Raw genomic sequence first — 17450 nt, 5'->3', positions numbered from 1 at the left:
GCTGCCTAGGGTTCCCGTATGGAGCACCTGAACGAATACCTGATGACCCAGAAGATCACCCCGCTGGTCAACCGCTACACGGTCACGACGCCGGACGGCGGGGAGGTCCTCGCGTTCGCCGAGCAGAAGCGGCTCGCGCTGAAGGAGGAACTGACCCTCTGGAGCGGTGAGGACCGGACCCGCAAGCTCGGGGGGTTCAAGGCCCGGCAGGTCATCGACTTCGGGGCCACCTACGACGTCACCCGGCCCGGCGGGGAGACGATCGGCACCTTCCGCAAGGACGTCAAGGCGTCCCTCATACGCTCCACCTGGCACCTGACGCAGGGGGACGAGGCCGCCGCCGTCGGCAAGGAACGGCGGCTCGGGGTCGCCCTCGCGCGGCGCGGGTGGGAGGTGCTCGACTTCGTCGTCCCCGTGATCCCCGTACCGCCCGTGCCGTTCGTCTACCACTTCGACTTCGTGCGGGAGGACGAGCCCGTCCTGTCCGTCGAGCGGAAGTGGGGCATCCGGGACCGCTACGTGATCCGCGTCCAGGACCCCTCGCTCGACCGGGTCCTCGCCCTGTGCATGGCCGTCGGGCTGGACGCCCTCCAGTCCCGCTGACCGGCGGGCCCGCGGCCGCCGAACGGCGGGGTGGGAAAAGGAAATTCGGCGGGTACTGCCGCCTCTCGCCCGTCGGTAATTTCATTTCCGGGCCGCCACCGGAACGCCTTCCGGTGTTCCGACACGGGGGGCGGCCCCTTGTGTGAGATGAAAGGTGCAGTACCGATGGACGAGTTCCACCTCGACGCCCGCGTGACCGTTTCCGCCGACCCGGCCGAGACCCAGCTGTCCCCCGCCGCGAGCATCGCCTCGCGCATCGTCAGCAAGGCCGTCGTGAAGCAGACGATCAAGCAGACGATCAAGATGACCGCGGCCTGCGCCGCCGTCCGTACGAACGGCAAGTGCTGACCACACCCGCGCCGTTCGCGTCGAGTGGTGGGTTCCCCGGCCGTTTCCCGGCCGGGGGGCCTCCCCCGAGGGGCCTCCCCCGAGGATCCGCCCCGGCGCCCCATGCACCGCACGCACCGAAGCCCGCTAGGCCATCCATGACCGTCGTACCGTCCCTTCCGGCCGGGCTCGCCGCCCGGGCCGAAGCCGTGGCCGGCCTGATCGCCGAGCGCCTCGACACCCCGGCGCGCGCCGACGCCGCCGCCGTACGCGCCGCCCGCCAGAGCGACGTGTCCTTCTGGGCCGGCGCCTCCCTCAGCGAGGGGCACGCCGGCCTCGCCCTCCTGCACCGGCACGCCGCCGGGCGGGAGGAGGGGCAGGGCCGCGCCCGCGCCTTCACGCGGGCCGCTTTCGCCGCCACCGGGCAGAGCCCGCTGCACCACCCCGGTCTGTTCGACGGGACCGCCGGGCTCGCCTTCGCCCTCCAGGACGTGTCCCGCGACGAGCCGCGCTTCCTCCCCAGTCTCGGGCGGCTCCACGAACAGCTGGCCCGGCAGGTGATCGACGCCGACTGGCCGAGGGTGCCCGGCGCCGTCGCCGACCACCACTACGACCTGGTGTACGGAGCCGCCGGGATCGCCGTACAGCTCTGTGCGGCCGCGCCCTCGACCCCGCTCGTCGAGGAGGCCCTGGAGCGGTGCCTGCGCCACCTCGTGTGGGTCGCCGCCGACGGGAACCGGGCCGTGGGCGGCCGGCTCGACACCGGCATGGCGCACGGCGCCGCCGGGATCGCGGCCGCCCTCGCCGCCGCGTGGCGCCGGGACCGGCGGGTGCCGGGGCAGCGCGCCGCCCTGGACGAGCTGACCGGGTGGCTGCTGGCCGTCGGTGACGGTGGCACGGGACCCGGGCGCGGCGGGGGCGGGGGCGGGGGCGGGCTGCGGTGGTCGCGGGTCGTGCCGGCCGACGGCGCCGAGGCCGCGCCCGCCTGGTGCCACGGCACCGGGGGCGTCGCCGCCGGGCTGCTGGCCGTCGCCCGCGCGACCGGCGATCCGGGCCTGGAGGCGCGGGCGTTCGCCGCGCTCGACGGGCTGCTCGACCGGGTCGCCGGCGGGGACGTGCCGCGCTCGCCGACCGTGTGCCACGGGCTCGCCGGGATCGCCGCGCTCGCCCACGAGTTCGCCGCGCACGGCAGCGCCGGGGCCGCCAGCGCCCTGCCGGGCCTCGCCCTGCGGCTGGTGGACGCCGCCGACCCCGGACTGCCGCTGCTCTACCGCGACCACGAGACCACCGGGCACGTCGTCGACAACCCCGGGCTGCTCACCGGAGCCGCCGGCATCGCGCTCACCCTGCGCGCCCTCGCCACCGGCCACCGGCCCGGTTGGTGGAGCGTGCTGTTCCCCCGGTGAGCCCGGTGCCTCTCCGGTGACCCCGGTGCTTCTCCGGTGACGCCGGTGACCCCCGGTGACCCCCGGTGACCCCGACCGCCCCGACCGTTCCCTTCCCGAGACCCGCAAGGAACCGACCCGCCCCATGCAGCGGTACCACGCCCTCGACTTCCACCTCCTGCGCGCGCCGGCCCTGCCCGTCGACGTCTGGCGGGACGCCCTCGACGGGGCCGACCGCGAGCGCACCCGGGCCCGGCTGCTGCGCGCCCTCGCCGACGACCCCCGGGTCCGGCACGGGCTCGTCGCCGCCGGGAGCGGGCTGCTCGACGGGCTGGCGAAGCTCGACGGCTCGGCGCCCGGGTCGGGCTCGGGCGCAGGCGCAGGCGCAGGCTCGGGCTCGGGCTCGGGCGCAGGCTCGGGCTCGGGCGCAGGCTCGGGCAAGGAGGCGCGGCGGGTGCACTCCCGTGCCCTGCGCTACCTCACCCGGATGAGCACCCGCCCCACCCCCTTCGGCGCCTTCTCCGGCGTCGCCCTCGGCACCTTCGGGGGCACCACCACCGCCCGCCTCGGCCGGGCCGCGCTCGGCGAGGCCCACGTACGGGCCGACACGGCCTGGCTGCTCGCCCTGGTGCAGCGCCTGGAGGAGGACCCCCGGTCGCTGGCCCGGCTCGGCGTGTCCGTCAACGCCATGGCCCACCGGGTGGGCGACCGGCTCGTACTGCCCTCCTCCGGAGTGCACGGCGACGCCTCCGACCGCCGCGCCGTACGCGTCCGCCACACCGCTCCCCTCGCCCGGATCCGCGCACTCGCCCCGCCCGCCGCGCCGGTCCCGTACGCCACGCTGGTCACCGAGCTGGCCGGGGAGTTCCCTGCGGCCGGCCGGGAGCGGATCAGCGCGTTCGTCACCGAGCTGGTCGGGCTGGGCCTGCTCGTCACCGACCTGCGGCCGCCCGTCACCGAGCCGCGCCCCGAGGCGTACGTCCTCGACCGGCTCACCGCCGCCGGAGTCGACCACCCGGCGGTGGCCGCGCTCCGCGAGATCGTCGGGCTGACCGGCCGGGCGCCGTACGGCGACACCGACGCCCTCCGCCGGCTCCGCGCCGCCCAGCTGGCCCTCGTACCCCTCCACAAGGGCCAGCCGTCGCAGGTGGACTCCGCCCTCGACCTCGCCGCGCCCGCCCTGAACCAGCAGATCGCCGCCGAGGTCGCCGAGGCCGTCGGCTGCCTGGCCGAGCTGGGCCGGGCCGCGCCCGCCGGGTACGACCACCTGGGCGCGTACCACCAGGCGTTCATGGAGCGGTACGGCGCCGACGCCCTCGTCCCCGTCCTCGACCTGCTCGGCGCCGAGCGCGGCCTGGACGCGCCGGGCGGCTACCTGACCCCGCCGCGCGCCATGGTCATGAACCAGCACGCCGCCGAGGACGACCCGCACACCACCCGGGCGCTCGTCGCCCTCGCGGCCGACGCGTGGCGGCGCGGCGCCGGCGAGGTCGAGCTGACCGACGAGGTGCTCCGCCGGCTGCTGCCCCCGAACGCCCCGGACGCCCCGGATTCCGCGGACGCCGCGGGCCTTTCCGGGCGCCCCGACTGCCCGGGCCTCGACGCGTACGTCCAGATCGCCGCGGACGGCCCCGAGGCCATCGACCGGGGCGAGTGGCGCGCCGTCCTCAACCCCGACGGCCTCGGCGAGGGCGGTCGTACCTTCGGGCGGTTCGGCCACCTGCTCGGCCCGGACGCCACCGATCGGCTGCGCGCCTACGCCCGTGCCCGCGAGGCCCTGGAACCGGACGTCGTCGTCGCCGAGCTGGCGTACCTGCCCGCCAACGGGCGCGGCGCGAACGTGGCGATCCGGCCGGCGGTGCACGCGTACGAGATCCCGGTCAACGTCGCGCCGACGGCCGCCCCGGAGCAGGTCATCGACCTCGCCGACATCCACGTCGGCGCGGCCGACGAGGGCCTGCGCCTCTACTCGGCGCGGCTCGGGCGCGAACTCGTCGTCGTCCAGAACCACATGCTCAGCCCGTACGGCGCGCCCAACGTCTGCCGCTTCCTGCTGGAGGTCTCCCGGGCCCGGTACGCCACCCCCTCCGGTTTCGGCTGGGGCCCCGTCGAGGGCGCCCCGCACCTGCCGCGCGTCGTCCGCGGCCGGGTCGTCGTACGCGCTGCCGAGTGGAACCTGTACCCGGCGGGGGCGCAGGCCGCCCCCGCGGCGGGCGGGCCGGTGCCGGTGCCGCGCTCGGCGGACGAGGTGGCCCGCTGGCGGCGCGACTGGGGGGTGCCCCGGTACGTCTACCTCGCGGACGACGACAACCGGCTGCTCCTCGACCTCGACCATCCGCTCTGCGTGGACGAACTCCTCGCCGAGCTGGGCAGCGGGGCCGGGTCCCGCTCCGGGTCGGGGTCCGGCCGGGTCACCCTCCACGAGGCGCTGCCCGGACCGGACGCCGCCTGGCTGCGGGACGGCTCGGGGCGCGGCCACCTCTCGGAGGTCGTCATCCCGCTGATCGCCACCGGGGCCCGGGAGACCGCCCGGGAGGCCGCCCGTCAGAGCGGCTCCGGCCTCGCCCCCGAGGAGATCCGGCGCAAGGCCGCGCCGGCGGCGCACCCCGCCCATCTGCCCGGCTCCGCGTGGTCGTACCTCAAGCTGTACGCGGCCAGGGACCTCCACGACGAGATCGCCGCGACCGAACTCCCGGCCCTGCTGCCCCAGTTGCGGGAGGCGGGCGCCGATCCGGACCGGTGGTTCTACATCCGGTACGCCGACCCCGACGCCCACCTGCGCATCCGCGTCCGTACGGAGGCGCCCGCCGCGGCCCCCGGTACGGCCCTGCCCGCGCTGCCCGCGCTCCCCGCGCTGCTCGCCTGGGGTGAGGGGCTGGTCCGGCGCGGCCTCGCCGAGCGCCTCGAAGTGGCCACCTACCACCCGGAGATCAGCCGTTACGGCGGCCCGGCCGTCCACGACGCCGTCGAGGAGCTCTTCGCAGCGAACTCGGACGTCTCCTGCCAACTGCTGCGCCTCCTGTGGGACGGGGAGCCCGGCCTGGAACCCGAGGCCGTGGTCATCGCCGCCGTGGACGCGCTGTACGCCCAGTGGGGACTCGGCATCCGCGAGCGGCTGGCCGCCATGCCCCGTCCCGCGCAGGACGCGGAGGCCCGCGAGCGGTACCGCAAGGACCGCGACTACCTGTGCGAACTGCTCCAGCCGTGGGAGCGCCGGCCGCACCCGCTCGGCCGCGCCCATCACGAGCGCCTGGCCGCCGTCCTCGACGCGCAGGCCCCGGCCGTACGCCGCGCCGCGCTGGCCGTCGCCGGGGCGGAGGCCGCCGGGACCCTGTGGGGCGGCCGGGACGCCATCCTGGCCAGCCTCGCGCACATGCAGGTGAACCGGCTGCTGCCGATGGACCGGCCCGCCGAGAACCGCTGCTACCTGGTGTGGGGCCACGTACTGAACTGCCTGCGCGGGAGGCCCCAGTGAGCGCCGAGCAGACGCCGACGCAGGCACCGGCACAGACGCAGACGCACCGCCGGCTTTCCCGGGACCTGCGCTACTGGTGGCTGGTGCTGCGCTCCTTCTGGGGGCTCAGCCCGCTGCGGGTGAGCGCCCTGGCGCTGCTCACCCTGCTGACCGCCGCCGTTCCGGCCGCCGGGATCTGGCTCACCGCCGACGCGGTGCAGGCCGTCGCCGACGCCGTCGAGGGCGTTCCGGGCGCCGGTGACCGGCTCACCCGGGCCGCCGCCGGGATGGTCGCGGTCGCGGTCGGCGAGCACGTCCTGTCGTCGGTCGCGCAGTACCTGAACTCCCTGCTCCAGCTGGAGTTCGGGGCCGCGATCGGCGAGCAGGTCATGGTCAAGGGCACCCGGATGGACCTCAGCTCGTACGAGGACCCCGAGGCGTACGACCGGCTGCAGCGCGCCCTGCGCGAGAGCGGCGGCGGGACGGCCTTCGAGGTGTTCGAGGAGATGCTGCGCACGCTCACCTCGCTGGCGTCGCTCGTGATGGTCAGCTCGGTGCTGTTCTCGTGGAACGCCTGGCTCGCGGTCGTCATCCTGCTCGCCCCGGTGCCCGCGCTCGCCGCGCACATCGTGTTCAGCAAGGAGGGGTACGCCGTCGAGTACCACCGCGCGCAGGACCGCCGCCGGGCCTTCTACTACCAGGACCTGACGACGACGGACTCCTCCTACAAGGAGGTGAAGCTGTACCAGCTCGGCCCGTACCTCGTGGACCGCTACCGGGCGCTGGTCCAGGAGTTCTTCCGGGTGGACCGGGGCCTGGCGCGGCGCCGGCACGGCTGGTCGGCGGTCCTGGGGCTGGTCAGCGTGGCCGGCTCGGCCGGCGCGCTGGTCTTCGCCCTCAAGTCGACCGCCTCGACGGGCCGCCTCGGCGAGCTGGCCGGCTACCTCCAGGCGCTCGGCGCCGTGCACGTGGCGGCCGGCGGCCTGCTGCTCGGCGTCGCCACCCTCTACCAGAACACCCTGTTCACCGGGAACCTCTTCGACTACCTCTCGCTGCCCGAGGGGAGCGTCACCGGCGGCACCCGGCCGTTCCCGCGACGCCTCACCCACGGCATCGAGTTCCAGGACGTCACCTTCCACTACCCGGGCACCGAGACCGTCGCCCTGGACCGCTTCAGCTGCTTCGTCCCCGCCGGCACCTGCTGCGCGCTCGTCGGCGCGAACGGCGCCGGCAAGAGCACGGTCGTCAAGCTGCTGACCCGGCTCTACGAGCCCACCTCGGGCCGGATCCTCATCGACGGGGTGCCGATCGAGGAGTACGACACCACCGACCTCCAGCGCAACATCGGCGTCGTCTTCCAGGACTTCATCCGCTACGAGATGCCGGTGCGCCACAACATCGGCTTCGGGCGGGTCGAGGAGCTCGACGACACCGACCGCATCCGCGCGGCCGCCGCGGCGAGCGGCGCCGACGTGTTCGTCGACGGGTTCGAGGGGACGTACGACACCGTGCTGGGCCGGCACTTCGAGGGCGGCCGGCAGCTGTCCGGCGGGCAGTGGCAGAAGATCGCGCTGGCCCGGGCGTTCCTGCGGGACGCGCCGATCGCGATCCTCGACGAGCCGACCGCCGCGATCGACCCGGAGGCGGAGGCCGACATCTTCGGCCGCCTGAAGACCATCTGTTCCCGGGCCACGTCACTGGTGGTCTCGCACCGGTTCTCGACCGTGCGGGTCGCGGACAAGATCCTCGTGCTGGACGGCGGCTCGCTCATCGAGGAGGGCACGCACGGGGAACTGCTGGCCCTCGGAGGAACGTACGCCCGGCTCTTCCGGCTCCAGGCCGACGCGTACCTGACGCCGTCGGGTACGGGGCCCGCCGAACGGCCCGAGGACCTCGCATGAACCCGAGCCCGACCCCGATGTCCAAGGAGAGGATCCCCGTGACGCCCGTGCCGCCTGCGACGCCCGTACCGCCGCTGTCCCTGATGTACCCGCTGATGGCCTCCGACCTCGACGAGCTCGCCGCCTTCGGCGAGACCGTACGGGACCTGGCGCTGGAGCGCCTGTACCTGGGCCAGTCGCTGGTCGTCGACACCCACCAGGCGTTCGCCCACCTCGCGGGACGCGGCATCCGGGTGCCCGCCGGAACCAGCGTCGCGCTGACCGCGCTGCGCCACCCCCTGGACGCGGCCGTGCAGGCGCGGTCCGTGGCGCTGCTGACCGGGCGGCCGGTGGTGGCCGGGTTCGGCGCCGGGGACCCGGACTTCGTGGCGGCGCTGCGCGGGGAGCCGTACGAGAGCCCGCTCACGGCCGTCGCCGAGTACCTGGCCGTGGTGCGGCGGCTGCTGGACGGCGAGGCGGTCGAGGACTTCCGGGGGCGCTACGTACGGCTCGACGGCGGACCCCTGCCGCTGCCGCACGCGGCGGCGGCCGCGCCCTGCCCGCGGGTGTCGCTCGGCGTGGGCGTGCTGCGGCCGCGGATGGCGCACACGGCGGGGCAGATCGCGGACGTGGCGATCACGCTGCTGACCCCGGCCGGCCACCTGAGGGAGGCGATCGTGCCGGCTCTGGCGCGGGGCGCCGGGTCCCGCGGGCGGCCGGTGCCGGGGGTGACGGCGATCGTGCCGTGCGCGGTGCGCAGGCCGGGCCGCGATCCCAGGAAGCTGGCGTTCGCCGCGCACGCACCGCACTTGAGCGGGGAGCACTACGCGGCCATGCTGCGCTCGGCCGGGCTCGACGTGGACGTGTCGGATCCGTGGGCGGGCGCGGGCGCGCTGGTCGACGGCGGTGTCTTCGCGTACGGGACACCTGAGGAGGTCGCCGCCCAACTCACCGGTTACGGTGAGGCGGGGGCGACGGAGATCGCGCTGAGCTGCGCCGGGGTCCTGCTGACCGAGGGCCCCGAGGCGGCACTGGCCGACGTACGGGCCATCGTCGAGGCGGTACGCGACCGGGCGGGCGGCCCGCACCCGTGACCCGTATCCCGTGACCCATGACCCATGACCCGTGTCCGCACGTGTCATCCCCGAGTCGTCTGAGTTGAGGAGCGAACGATCACATGCTGCTGCTGGAATTCGCGCTGCATTCCCTGATGGACCTGACGCTGTGGATAGGCGGCAAGGGCCTCGACCGGGCCCGCTGCGCGCGCCGCGTCGCCGCGTTCCGGCGCGGCGAACCGGTGACGCTGCGGTGCCGTTTCCGTACGGGCGCCACCGCCGGCCGGGCGAGCGGGATGCAGCCCGGGAAGCTCACGCTGGGGCGCTCCGGAGCGGTCCTGGACGGACCCGGGGCGAGCGCGCTGCGGCTGGCCGGTCCGGCCGTGGCGGCGACCGGCGGGGGCCGCGGCGGAACGGCCCTGACCTGCACGACCGCGCACGGTGAGAAGGCCGAACTGCTGGTCCTGACCTGGGATTCCGCGATGGTCGCGCTCATCGAGGAGTCGATCGGAGCGGGCGCCTGAGCCGGCACTGGCAGCGCTTCCCCTGAGCGGTACCTCGCGTTCCCCCCAGCCACACCCCTGGACTTCAACCCCATTTTACCTGGTTGATACCTTGGCCGAAGTGCGGCCAAACGGGGTGGCCGCCACAAGGGGGCGTGATGATCCGCGTAATGATTGTCGACGACGAAGTCCTGCTGCGCTCGTGCATGCAGCGCATTCTGGAGAGCGAACCGGACATCGACGTACCGGTCGCCTGTGACGGGCCGGCCGCGCTGGGGGCGATCGAACTCCACCGTCCGGACGTGGTGTTGCTCGACCTGCGCATGCCGGAGGTGGACGGCTTCGCCGTCCTGGCCGGTCTCGGCGCGCTGACGGATCCGCCGGCCGTGGCGATCCTGACGACGTTCCTGGCCGACGAGGACATCGCGGCCGCGCTGGGCTCCGGGGCCAAGGGCTTCCTGCTCAAGGACGCGACGCCGCAGGAACTCGTGCACGCGGTACGGGTGCTGGCCTCCGGCGGCACGGTGCTGTCGCCGCAGGCGGCCCGGATCGTGGTGGGCGGCTACCTCGGCACCGGACCGTCGTACGGCGGCGGACCGTCGTACGGCAGCGGGCCCTCGTACGGCAGCGGCGGCCCGGGGTACGACGAGCTGGACCCGGGGCCGGACGCCGGCCTGGACCCGGGTCTGAACCCGGGCCTGGACGCCGGACTGGAAGCCCGCCTGGATTCGCTCACCGACCGGGAGCGCCAGGTGCTGGACCTGCTCGCGGAGGGCCTGACCAACGCCGACATCGGCCGCCGGCTGCTGCTGAGCGCGTCCACGACCAAGGAGCACGTCAGCGCCATCCTGGCCAAGCTGGGCCTGGCCAACCGCGTGCAGGCCGCCGTGGTCGCGACCCATCGCGCCACGCACCGCACCGGCCACCGCACCACTTACCGCGCCGCGTCCCCTCCGGGCCGGCCGCGGCCGCCGGCCCTGGCCGGCACCGGTACCCGCTGAGGCGCGGCCGAGGTCCCGCAGGCCGGGGCCGGGCGGCGGCGGGGCCGGCCCCGTACCGACCGACCGTGCCCCACCGGCACCCCGTTTGGAGTGAGCGCCCGCATGACCCTCGGCAACGCCCTGTACGACCAGAAGCTGGCGAGCGTGTACGACCGCATGTACCCGATCGACCACGACACCGAGCAGGCGGTCGCGTTCGTCGCGGCGCTCACCCCGCCCGGCGGCAGCGTCCTCGAACTCGGCGTCGGCACCGGCCGGATCGCCGTACCGCTCGCCGGGCACGGCTTCACGGTGCACGGGATCGACGGCTCCGAGCCCATGCTCGCCGAGCTGCGCGCGCGGGATCCGGAAGGCACGGTGACCGCGCGGCTCGGCGACTTCACGCAGGAGGGCACGGGGCGGACCTTCGACACCGTGACCCTGGTGCTGAACACGTTCTTCGTGGCCGTCACCAAGGAGCAGCAGCTCGGCTGCCTGCGGCTGGCCCGCGAGCAGCTGGCTCCCGGCGGCCGCTTCGTACTGGAGGCCTTCGACCCGGCCCCGTACCACCACATGGAGAAGCCGGACCACTCCATGCGCCACCTGGACGAGCGGTCGATCATGCTGGACACGCTGACCGTGGACCGCTCGCAGCAGCTCATGCTGTCGACCCACACGATCATCGACGGCGGCGCCCCGGAGACCCGGGAGCACCTGCTGCGCTACGCCTTCCCCTTCGAGATCGACCTGCTGGCCGAACTGTCGGGGCTGCGGCTCGTGGAGCGCACGGAGGACTGGGCGGGCACCCCGTACACCTCGTCGAGCCTGCGGCACGTATCGGTGTACGAGGCGGACCCGGACTCCCCCTGGGCCGGCTGCCGCTGACCGAGCGGCAGTTCGGCGCGGACGGCGAAGCCGCCGTCCGGGGTGGCGCCCGCGCGGAAGGTGCCGCCGACGAGGGCGGTGCGCTCGGCCAGGCCGGTGAGGCCGAAGCCGCCGCCGCCGACCGGTGTGCCGGAGCGGACGGGAACCTCCGGGACGGGAGCCTGCGGAACGGGACCGTTGCGGACCTCGACGAGGAGGGCGTCGCCGGTGGCGGACGGCCCGACGCGGATGTCGATACGGGAACCAAGGGCGTACTTGCGTACGTTGGTCAGGGCCTCCTGGACGGTGCGGTACGCGGCCTGCTCGACCTCGGGGCCGCAGCCGCGGCCGTCGGGGAGGCCGAGATCGAGGTCGAGGACCGCGTCCAGCCGGGCCTCGCGGACCAGCTCGCCCAGGTTGGCCAGCCGGGCGGGGTCGCCCTCGTCGCCCCGGCCGGCGGCGTGGCGCAGGACGCCGACGATGTCGCGCAGCTCCGCCAGGGCGTCGGCGCTGTGGCGGCGTATCGTCTCGGCGTCCTCGCGGACCGTGTCGTCGGGGGCGGTGCTCCACAGGGCCCCGGACTGGGCGGCGATGAGGCCGAGGTGGTACGAGACGGTGTCGTGCATCTCGCGGGCCATCCGCGTGCGCTCCCGGGCGACGGCCCGCTCGGCCTCCAGGCGCCGGCCGCGCGCCTGCGACGCGGACAGCTCGGCGACGTGGGCCCGCAGCTCGGACCGGGTCCGGGCGAGCAGCCCCAGACCGGCGGGGCCGAGGCTGAACATGAGCGCCACCTGGACGACGATCAGGTGGTCGCTCCAGGTCATGGCCTCGGCCCCGACGGTGTAGCCGGCCCACAGCGTCGCCGCGAACAGCGCCGACCCGGCGCCCACGACCACCCGGCGGCGGACGGCGCAGGAGGCTACGGTGTACATGGCCGCCATGGGCGCGAGCCACAGGAACCCGGTGGCCATCGACGGCAGCGTGGCCAGCAGCACCGTCACGGGCCACCGGCGCCGCAGCATGAGCGCGATCAGCGCGGGCGGACACACGAGCGCGGCGGTACGGTCGAGCTGCCCGTGCAGCGTGAGCAGCTCCAGGGCGGCCACGGCGGTGATGAGCACGTCCCCGACCACTACCCTGCGTGGCCATCCCCCGGGCGCGGACGGTGCTGCCGTGACGGGTCCGGACATGGCCGTGCTCATGTGGTGTTCCCTCATGTCTCACAGGTCTGGGGCCGCTGCTTGCCTCTCGCAGTATCCCCGAGCCCCCTGACAACCACGGCCCGCACCCGTCAGGTCGCGAACTCCCCCGGTGTCAGGGGGCGCAGTACGTGTCCTGTTGGGGGCGGGTGCCCGTGGTGAGGTAGTGGGTCACGGCGCGGTCGCCGCAGGCGTTGCCGCCCGCGAGGTAGACGCCGTGGCCGCCGTGGTCGACGGTGACCAGGCGGGCTCGGTCGCCGAGGGCCCGGCGCATCTTCAGCGCGCCGAAGTACGGGGTGGAGGGGTCCCGGAGGTTCTGGATCATCAGGATGTTGGACGGGCCCCGGTCGGTGATCCGGGTCGGTTCCTCACTCGTCCGGTCCTTCCAGAAGGAGCACGGGGTGACGTTCGCCGGCATCCCCGCCGTCAGCGGGTGCGCGGCCCGGTCTGCCGCGACGGCCTCCTCGTACCCGGCGGCGCCCAGCGGCCAGCGCACGTCGTTGCAGATGACGCCGACCATGACGGCCGCGTCGGTGTCCGGCATCGGCTGGGCCAGCTCGGGCGGGAGCGTCGGCCGGGCCGCCGGGTCCTGGGCCGCGCGGACCAGGCGGGCCAGCCCCGGGAAGAGGGCGTCGCCGTAGAGGGCGCTCTGGAGTGCCTGGCGGAGCCGGTTGCCGGTCAGCGGGGTGCCCGCGACGTCCGATTCCTTCGGCTCCCGGTCCAGCCGCGCGGCGAGTTCCAGGAGCAGCGGCCTGACCTGTTCGGGGTGTTCGGCCAGGCGCAGGCCCTCGGCGTCCCGGGCCGGGTCGGCCGCCCAGGCCGCGAAGTCCGGGAAGCGGTCGTCGGCCGCCTGGGACATGTTCGCGAGCCAGCCGCGGGCCACGCGCCGCGGGTCGGGGTCGCCGCTGCTGTCCAGGACCCAGCGGTCGGTGTGCTGGGGGTAGGTCTGCGCGTACACGGCGCCCACGTAGGTGCCGTACGAGACGCCCCACGCGGACAGCTTCCGCTCGCCCAGCGCCTGCCGGAAGCGGTCGATGTCGCGGACCTCGTTGGCCGTGGTGAAGCCGCGCAGCACCGGGCCCCCCTCGCGGGCGCAGGCGTCGGCGACCCGGCGGGCCCGGGCGGCGTTCTCGGCGGTCTCCCCGTCGGGGCCGGCCCAGGAGCGGAGGGTGACCAGCTGCCGGTCCGCCGGGTCCAGGCCGCAGCTCGCCTTGGTGGAGCCGCCGATGCCGCGCGGGTCCAGGGCGACGATGTCGTAGGCGCCCGCCATCTCCCGGGACAGGGCGTTCCCCTTCTGGGTCAGGCGCTGGACGCCGGAGCCGCCCGGGCCGCCGGGGATCACCAGCAGGGTGCCGCGCCGCGCGGCGGGCCGGTCGCTGCGCAGCCGGGACACGGCGAGCGTGATCCGGGGGCCGTCCGGGTCCGCGTAGTCGAGAGGTACGGGAAGCTCGGCGCATTCCTGGGCGGCGGGGCCGCCGGGCCGGGCGCACGGCTTCCACTCCAGGGAGGGCGCCGGAGCGCCGGGCGCGGCCCGGGCGAGCGGGGCGCCGGCGCCGGTGAGGGCCGTCGCGACGGAGACGACGGAGAGGGCGAGGAGAGCGGCCTTGCGGCGGTAAGTCGGCATGCCCACATCGTTGTTGAGTGTCCGTCACCTGCCCAACCGGCTGCCCCTAGGCGGGTGCCGGGGGTTAGCCCCACCCGCGCCCCACCCGCGCCCCACCCCACCCACGACCGCCCCGGCGGGCGGGCGCGCGTGACCTGCCGCGCGGTGGTGGGGTCACCCTTCGCGGGGTCCGCGGGTGTGGTCCCGCCACCATCCGGCGGCGGATCCGGCGGCCGGGCCGTGCGGGCCGCTCCTCCGGGGCGTCCGCGCAGGCGGGCGGGGGCGTACGGACCGCCCGGCGGGGTCCGGCCCGCGTTCCCCGCGGGGGGTCCGGGTGGCCGGACGCGCGCTCGTCCGCCCAGGTGTGTGGCCGGCGCACCTGGGCAAGCCGCCGCCCCGGAAAGCACGGTGGAGGCCCGTGGAAACAGCGGGGCGACGGCACGACGTACGGGGGACACATGGAGATGCGGCTCGTCTACGAGGAGCAGGTCGGCCACCGGGTTCCGGACGACGCCCTCGGCCGGCTGTGCGCGGAGATCTTCGCACCGCTGCCGCGCAGCGACCAGCGGCGCAAGGGCGAGCTGTACCTGCGCGGGCTGCTGTCCGCGGGCGGCCGCAAGTCCATGCGGAACATCGCCACCCACGTCGGGGACCGCGCGGCCGAGCAGAGCCTGCACCACTTCATCTCGTCCTCCACCTGGGACTGGGGTCCCGTGCGCGCCACCCTCGCCCGCTACCTGGAGCGTTCGCTGCGCCCCCGGGCCTGGGTGGTGCACCCGGTGGTCATACCCAAGGCGGGCCGCCACTCGGTGGGCGTCGCGCGCCGGTTCGTGCCCAGCCTCGGCCAGGTCGTCAACAGCCAGGAGGCGTTCGGGGTGTGGGCCGCCAACGAGGAGACGAGCAGCCCCGTCAACTGGCGGCTCATGCTCTGCGAGGACTGGCGGGACACCGACCGGCTCGGCCCCGCCCCGCTGCCGCAGGACGCGCACCTCGCCGCGACCCCCCTGGAGTGCGTGACCGGCGCCCTGGCCGAGGTGCGGACCTGGACGGGCGGCGGCGGCAGCCCGCGCCCGGTCGTCGTCGACCTCCCGGACATCAGCCCGACCGCCCTGGCCCGCTCCCTCGGCGTCGCCCGGCTGCCCTACCTGGCCTCCGTGCGGGGCACCACGGCCGTGGTGCCCGCGACCCCGGCCGTCCTCGGCAACGACAGCCGCCCGACCTCCGCGCACCAGCTGCTGCGGATGGTACGGACGCTGCGCCGCCCGGTGACCTGGTCCGACCCGGAGGGCCTGGCGAGCCGGACGAGCCTGGTCGCCGGCGTCCAGGTGCGGCTGCCCGGGGTGCAGCGGCCGCTGCTGCTGCTCGGCGAGTGGACGGGCACCAACGGCTGGCCGCGGCAGTGCTGGATCACCGACATGACCGACCTGCCGTGGGGCGCGCTGCTGCGCCTGGCGAAGCTCACCCACCGCGTCGAGACCGACTTCGCCGAGGTGGCGACCCGCGTCGGCATCGTGGACTTCGAGGGCCGCTCCTTCGGTGGCTGGCACCGGCACACCACGCTCGCCTCCGCCGCGCACGCGCTGTCCAGCGAGTACCGCGATCAGCGGCCTCAGCCGATGGCGTGGCCGGCCTGATCGTGGCGCCGGCTGAGCAGCGCGCGGCGGGTGCGCTGCATCTGGAGCGCCAGCTGCACCTCCAGCGCCTGGGCGGGTTCCAGCCAGTCGGGGCCCAGCAGTTCGCTGATCCGCTCCAGGCGCCGGGAGACGGTGTTGGGGTGCACGTGCAGGCTCTCGGCCGCGCGCGTCGGGCTGCCGGCCGAGGCGAAGTACGCCTCCAGGGTGCGGGCGAGCTCGGTGCGCTGCTGGGCGTCGTACTCCAGGACCGGCCCGATGGTGCTGTTGATGAACTGGCCCGTGTTGGGGCTGTCGGAGAGCAGCAGTCCGAGGAACCCCAGCTCGCGCGGGGAGGCCGTACCGCCGGTGCCGCCGAGCGCGGTGAGGGCGTCGAGGCAGCAGCGGGCCTCCTGGTACGTGCCGCTGATGCCGGTCAGGTCCTTGACCGGGCCGGCCGTGCCCACGGTCACCGCGTGTCCCAGGGCCGTCGACAGCTCGTCGGAGACGGCGCGGGCCGCCGCGCCCGCGTCGGTGCCGGGCAGCATCAGGACGATGCAGCCGCCCTCGACGCTCTTGAGTCCCGACAGCTGATGGGCGTACGAGGACGCCCAGATGACCGCCCGGCCCAGCGAGCCGCCCTCGGGGCGGGCGACGATCACCACGTGCGGGCCGTTCAGGTCGACCCCGAGGCGGCGGGCGCGTTCGGCGAGTTTGGCGGCCGAACCGTTGCCCTTGAGGAGGTCGTTGAAGAGTTCGTCGCGGACCTGGCCCTCGGCGGCGGCCGCGCTGCGCTGCATCAGCAGCACCAGGGCGGTGACCTGGGCCACCGTCACGAGGAGCTGGTTCCAGTACGCGGCGTCGGCCTTGGCCTCGGTGCGCGCGCCCGGGGCCAGCAGCAGCGTGCCGAGCATCTCCTGGCCGGCGACGGCCGGGACGATCCAGGCGCCGCCCGCCGAGGTGACCGGGCGGCGCTCGGTGTGGGCGTCCAGGCTGGCGGCGCGGATCTCGGCCTCGTCCAGGGCGGGGAACTCGCCGCTGGTGTAGAGGTCCCGGCCGGCCTGGTCCCGTATCAGCACGGGCCCGCCGAGCAGGCCGGCCGCCTCGCCGGCGAGGGCGGGCAGACCGCCGCCCTCCAGCACCACGTCGATCAGCTCGCCGTGGACGCGGCGCAGATGATGTTCGGCGGCGGAGGAGCTCATGGCCCGGGAGGTGTTGAGCTCCAGGCCGGCCACCTCGTTGCGGACCTGGTCCAGCAGCCGGGTCTTCTCGATGGCCACGGCGGCGAGGTCGGCGAGCGAGCTCATCAGAGAGAGCTCGTCGGGGTCGAAGTGCCGGATGCCGCGGCCGGCGACGTACAGGTTGCCGAGCTCGGTGTCCTCCTGGCGCAGCGGGATCGCCATCAGGGCGTGCAGGCCCTCGGCGCGCACCACGTCGTCGATGGGCTCGGAGTGGAGGAAGCTTTCGTCCCGGAGGTAGTCGGCCGTCCAGAACGGCGCGGAGCGCTGGTGGGCCTGTCTGCCGACGCCGCCCCCCATCGGGACGCCGAAACCCACCGTGATCGCGGAGGTGTGGCCGTCGGCGGCGCGGACGTACGAGACGCCCTCGTCGAAGGCGTGGAACGTCACCCAGGACATGTCGAGCCCCAGCAGCAGCCGGGCCCGCCGGGTGATCACCTTCAGCAGGGTGTCCAGGTTGTACGGGAGGGTCAGGTCCCGCGCGGTGTCGACCAGCGCGCTCAGCCCGGCCTCGCGCTGCTGGCGGCGGGCGAACAGGGACCGGATGCTCAGCGAAAGGTCCTTCGCCCTGGTCAGCCGGGCGATCTCGGTTTCGTCCGCGCCGGCTTCACGGGCCGAGCGGACCAGCCGCTCGAACTCTTCCGTATGCGCCTCCCGAGCCAGCAGCTCCAGCATTTCGGACACTTCGGCGTATGGCTTTCGGCCTTCCGGCATCAAACGGCCCCCCTCAAGGCACATCCCGTCATTCC

Annotated in this window: 12 protein-coding genes and 1 pseudogene; 10 read left to right on the top strand and 3 right to left on the bottom strand. The window is 75.0% G+C overall.

From position 1 onward, the window contains the following. Positions 1–18 precede the first annotated feature (18 nt). The 9 genes from EES41_RS19395 to EES41_RS19355 all read left to right on the top strand — a co-directional run bounded on the left by EES41_RS19395 (position 19) and on the right by EES41_RS19355 (position 11072). Entirely contained in the window at positions 19–603 is a 585-nt protein-coding gene (locus EES41_RS19395; RefSeq protein ID WP_123079665.1) for a hypothetical protein, read from the top strand. Between the two features lie 165 nt (positions 604–768). Then, the gene (locus EES41_RS19390) at positions 769–951 is read left to right on the top strand and encodes a hypothetical protein (protein WP_037793209.1); all 183 of its coding nucleotides are present in this window, start codon (positions 769–771) and stop codon (positions 949–951) included. 137 nt (positions 952–1088) lie between these two features. Beyond that, the gene (locus tag EES41_RS19385; RefSeq protein ID WP_123079664.1) at positions 1089–2336 is read left to right on the top strand and encodes a lanthionine synthetase LanC family protein; all 1248 of its coding nucleotides are present in this window, start codon (positions 1089–1091) and stop codon (positions 2334–2336) included. Positions 2337–2460: 124 nt separating this feature from the next. After that, positions 2461–5790, top strand: a complete 3330-nt coding sequence (locus EES41_RS19380) for a lantibiotic dehydratase (protein ID WP_164495885.1) — start codon at positions 2461–2463, stop codon at positions 5788–5790. Beyond that, complete coding sequence (locus EES41_RS19375) at positions 5787–7670, top strand: ABC transporter ATP-binding protein (protein WP_123079662.1); 1884 nt, start codon at positions 5787–5789, stop codon at positions 7668–7670. Before EES41_RS19380 ends, EES41_RS19375 begins: the two co-directional genes overlap by 4 nt. Further along, positions 7667–8743, top strand: a complete 1077-nt coding sequence (locus EES41_RS19370; protein ID WP_254211504.1) for an LLM class flavin-dependent oxidoreductase — start codon at positions 7667–7669, stop codon at positions 8741–8743. Before EES41_RS19375 ends, EES41_RS19370 begins: the two co-directional genes overlap by 4 nt. 83 nt (positions 8744–8826) lie before the next feature. Further along, positions 8827–9228 carry a hypothetical protein gene (locus tag EES41_RS19365; protein ID WP_123079661.1) on the top strand — a complete coding sequence of 134 codons (402 nt, stop codon included), beginning with the start codon at positions 8827–8829 and terminating at the stop codon, positions 9226–9228. 149 nt (positions 9229–9377) lie between these two features. After that, positions 9378–10208 (top strand): response regulator transcription factor, encoded by an 831-nt coding sequence (locus EES41_RS19360; RefSeq protein ID WP_250568341.1) that lies wholly within the window; start codon positions 9378–9380, stop codon positions 10206–10208. A gap of 102 nt (positions 10209–10310) precedes the next feature. Then, on the top strand, positions 10311–11072 hold the full coding sequence (locus tag EES41_RS19355; RefSeq protein ID WP_123079660.1) for a bifunctional 2-polyprenyl-6-hydroxyphenol methylase/3-demethylubiquinol 3-O-methyltransferase UbiG: 762 nt from the start codon (positions 10311–10313) through the stop codon (positions 11070–11072). 11 nt (positions 11073–11083) lie between these two features. On the opposite strand, the pseudogene EES41_RS44210 reads toward EES41_RS19355, so the two are convergent. Beyond that, a pseudogene (locus EES41_RS44210) lies at positions 11084–11689 on the bottom strand (sensor histidine kinase); the annotation flags it as partial. A gap of 676 nt (positions 11690–12365) precedes the next feature. Further along, positions 12366–13874, bottom strand: coding sequence for an alpha/beta hydrolase (locus EES41_RS19345; protein WP_123079658.1), 1509 nt, complete (start codon positions 13872–13874; stop codon positions 12366–12368). A gap of 437 nt (positions 13875–14311) precedes the next feature. Here EES41_RS19345 and EES41_RS19340 point away from each other — a divergent pair, with 437 nt between their 5' ends. Then, a complete protein-coding gene (locus tag EES41_RS19340; RefSeq protein WP_254211503.1) occupies positions 14312–15487 on the top strand; it encodes a transposase in 1176 nt (391 codons plus the stop codon). Here the strand turns inward: EES41_RS19340 and EES41_RS19335 are convergent. Beyond that, a complete protein-coding gene (locus tag EES41_RS19335) occupies positions 15463–17376 on the bottom strand; it encodes a helix-turn-helix domain-containing protein (RefSeq protein ID WP_123079657.1) in 1914 nt (637 codons plus the stop codon). The genes EES41_RS19340 and EES41_RS19335 overlap by 25 nt on opposite strands. Positions 17377–17450: the final 74 nt, after the last annotated feature.

It is taken from the genome of Streptomyces sp. ADI95-16, from assembly GCF_003721495.1.
Classification (GTDB): Bacteria; Actinomycetota; Actinomycetes; order Streptomycetales; family Streptomycetaceae; genus Streptomyces; species Streptomyces goshikiensis.
This window is presented reverse-complemented; position numbering and strand designations above follow the sequence as displayed.

Coding starts and splice junctions, on each gene's coding strand:
- EES41_RS19380 (WP_164495885.1), top strand. CDS start 2,461: ATGCAGCGGTACCACGCCCTCGACTTCCACCTCCTGCGCGCGCCGGCC.
- EES41_RS19370 (WP_254211504.1), top strand. CDS start 7,667: ATGAACCCGAGCCCGACCCCGATGTCCAAGGAGAGGATCCCCGTGACG.
- EES41_RS19365 (WP_123079661.1), top strand. CDS start 8,827: ATGCTGCTGCTGGAATTCGCGCTGCATTCCCTGATGGACCTGACGCTG.
- EES41_RS19355 (WP_123079660.1), top strand. CDS start 10,311: ATGACCCTCGGCAACGCCCTGTACGACCAGAAGCTGGCGAGCGTGTAC.
- EES41_RS19335 (WP_123079657.1), bottom strand. CDS start 17,376: ATGCTGGAGCTGCTGGCTCGGGAGGCGCATACGGAAGAGTTCGAGCGG.
- EES41_RS19345 (WP_123079658.1), bottom strand. CDS start 13,874: ATGCCGACTTACCGCCGCAAGGCCGCTCTCCTCGCCCTCTCCGTCGTC.
- EES41_RS19395 (WP_123079665.1), top strand. CDS start 19: ATGGAGCACCTGAACGAATACCTGATGACCCAGAAGATCACCCCGCTG.
- EES41_RS19385 (WP_123079664.1), top strand. CDS start 1,089: ATGACCGTCGTACCGTCCCTTCCGGCCGGGCTCGCCGCCCGGGCCGAA.
- EES41_RS19390 (WP_037793209.1), top strand. CDS start 769: ATGGACGAGTTCCACCTCGACGCCCGCGTGACCGTTTCCGCCGACCCG.
- EES41_RS19360 (WP_250568341.1), top strand. CDS start 9,378: ATGATTGTCGACGACGAAGTCCTGCTGCGCTCGTGCATGCAGCGCATT.
- EES41_RS19340 (WP_254211503.1), top strand. CDS start 14,312: ATGGAGATGCGGCTCGTCTACGAGGAGCAGGTCGGCCACCGGGTTCCG.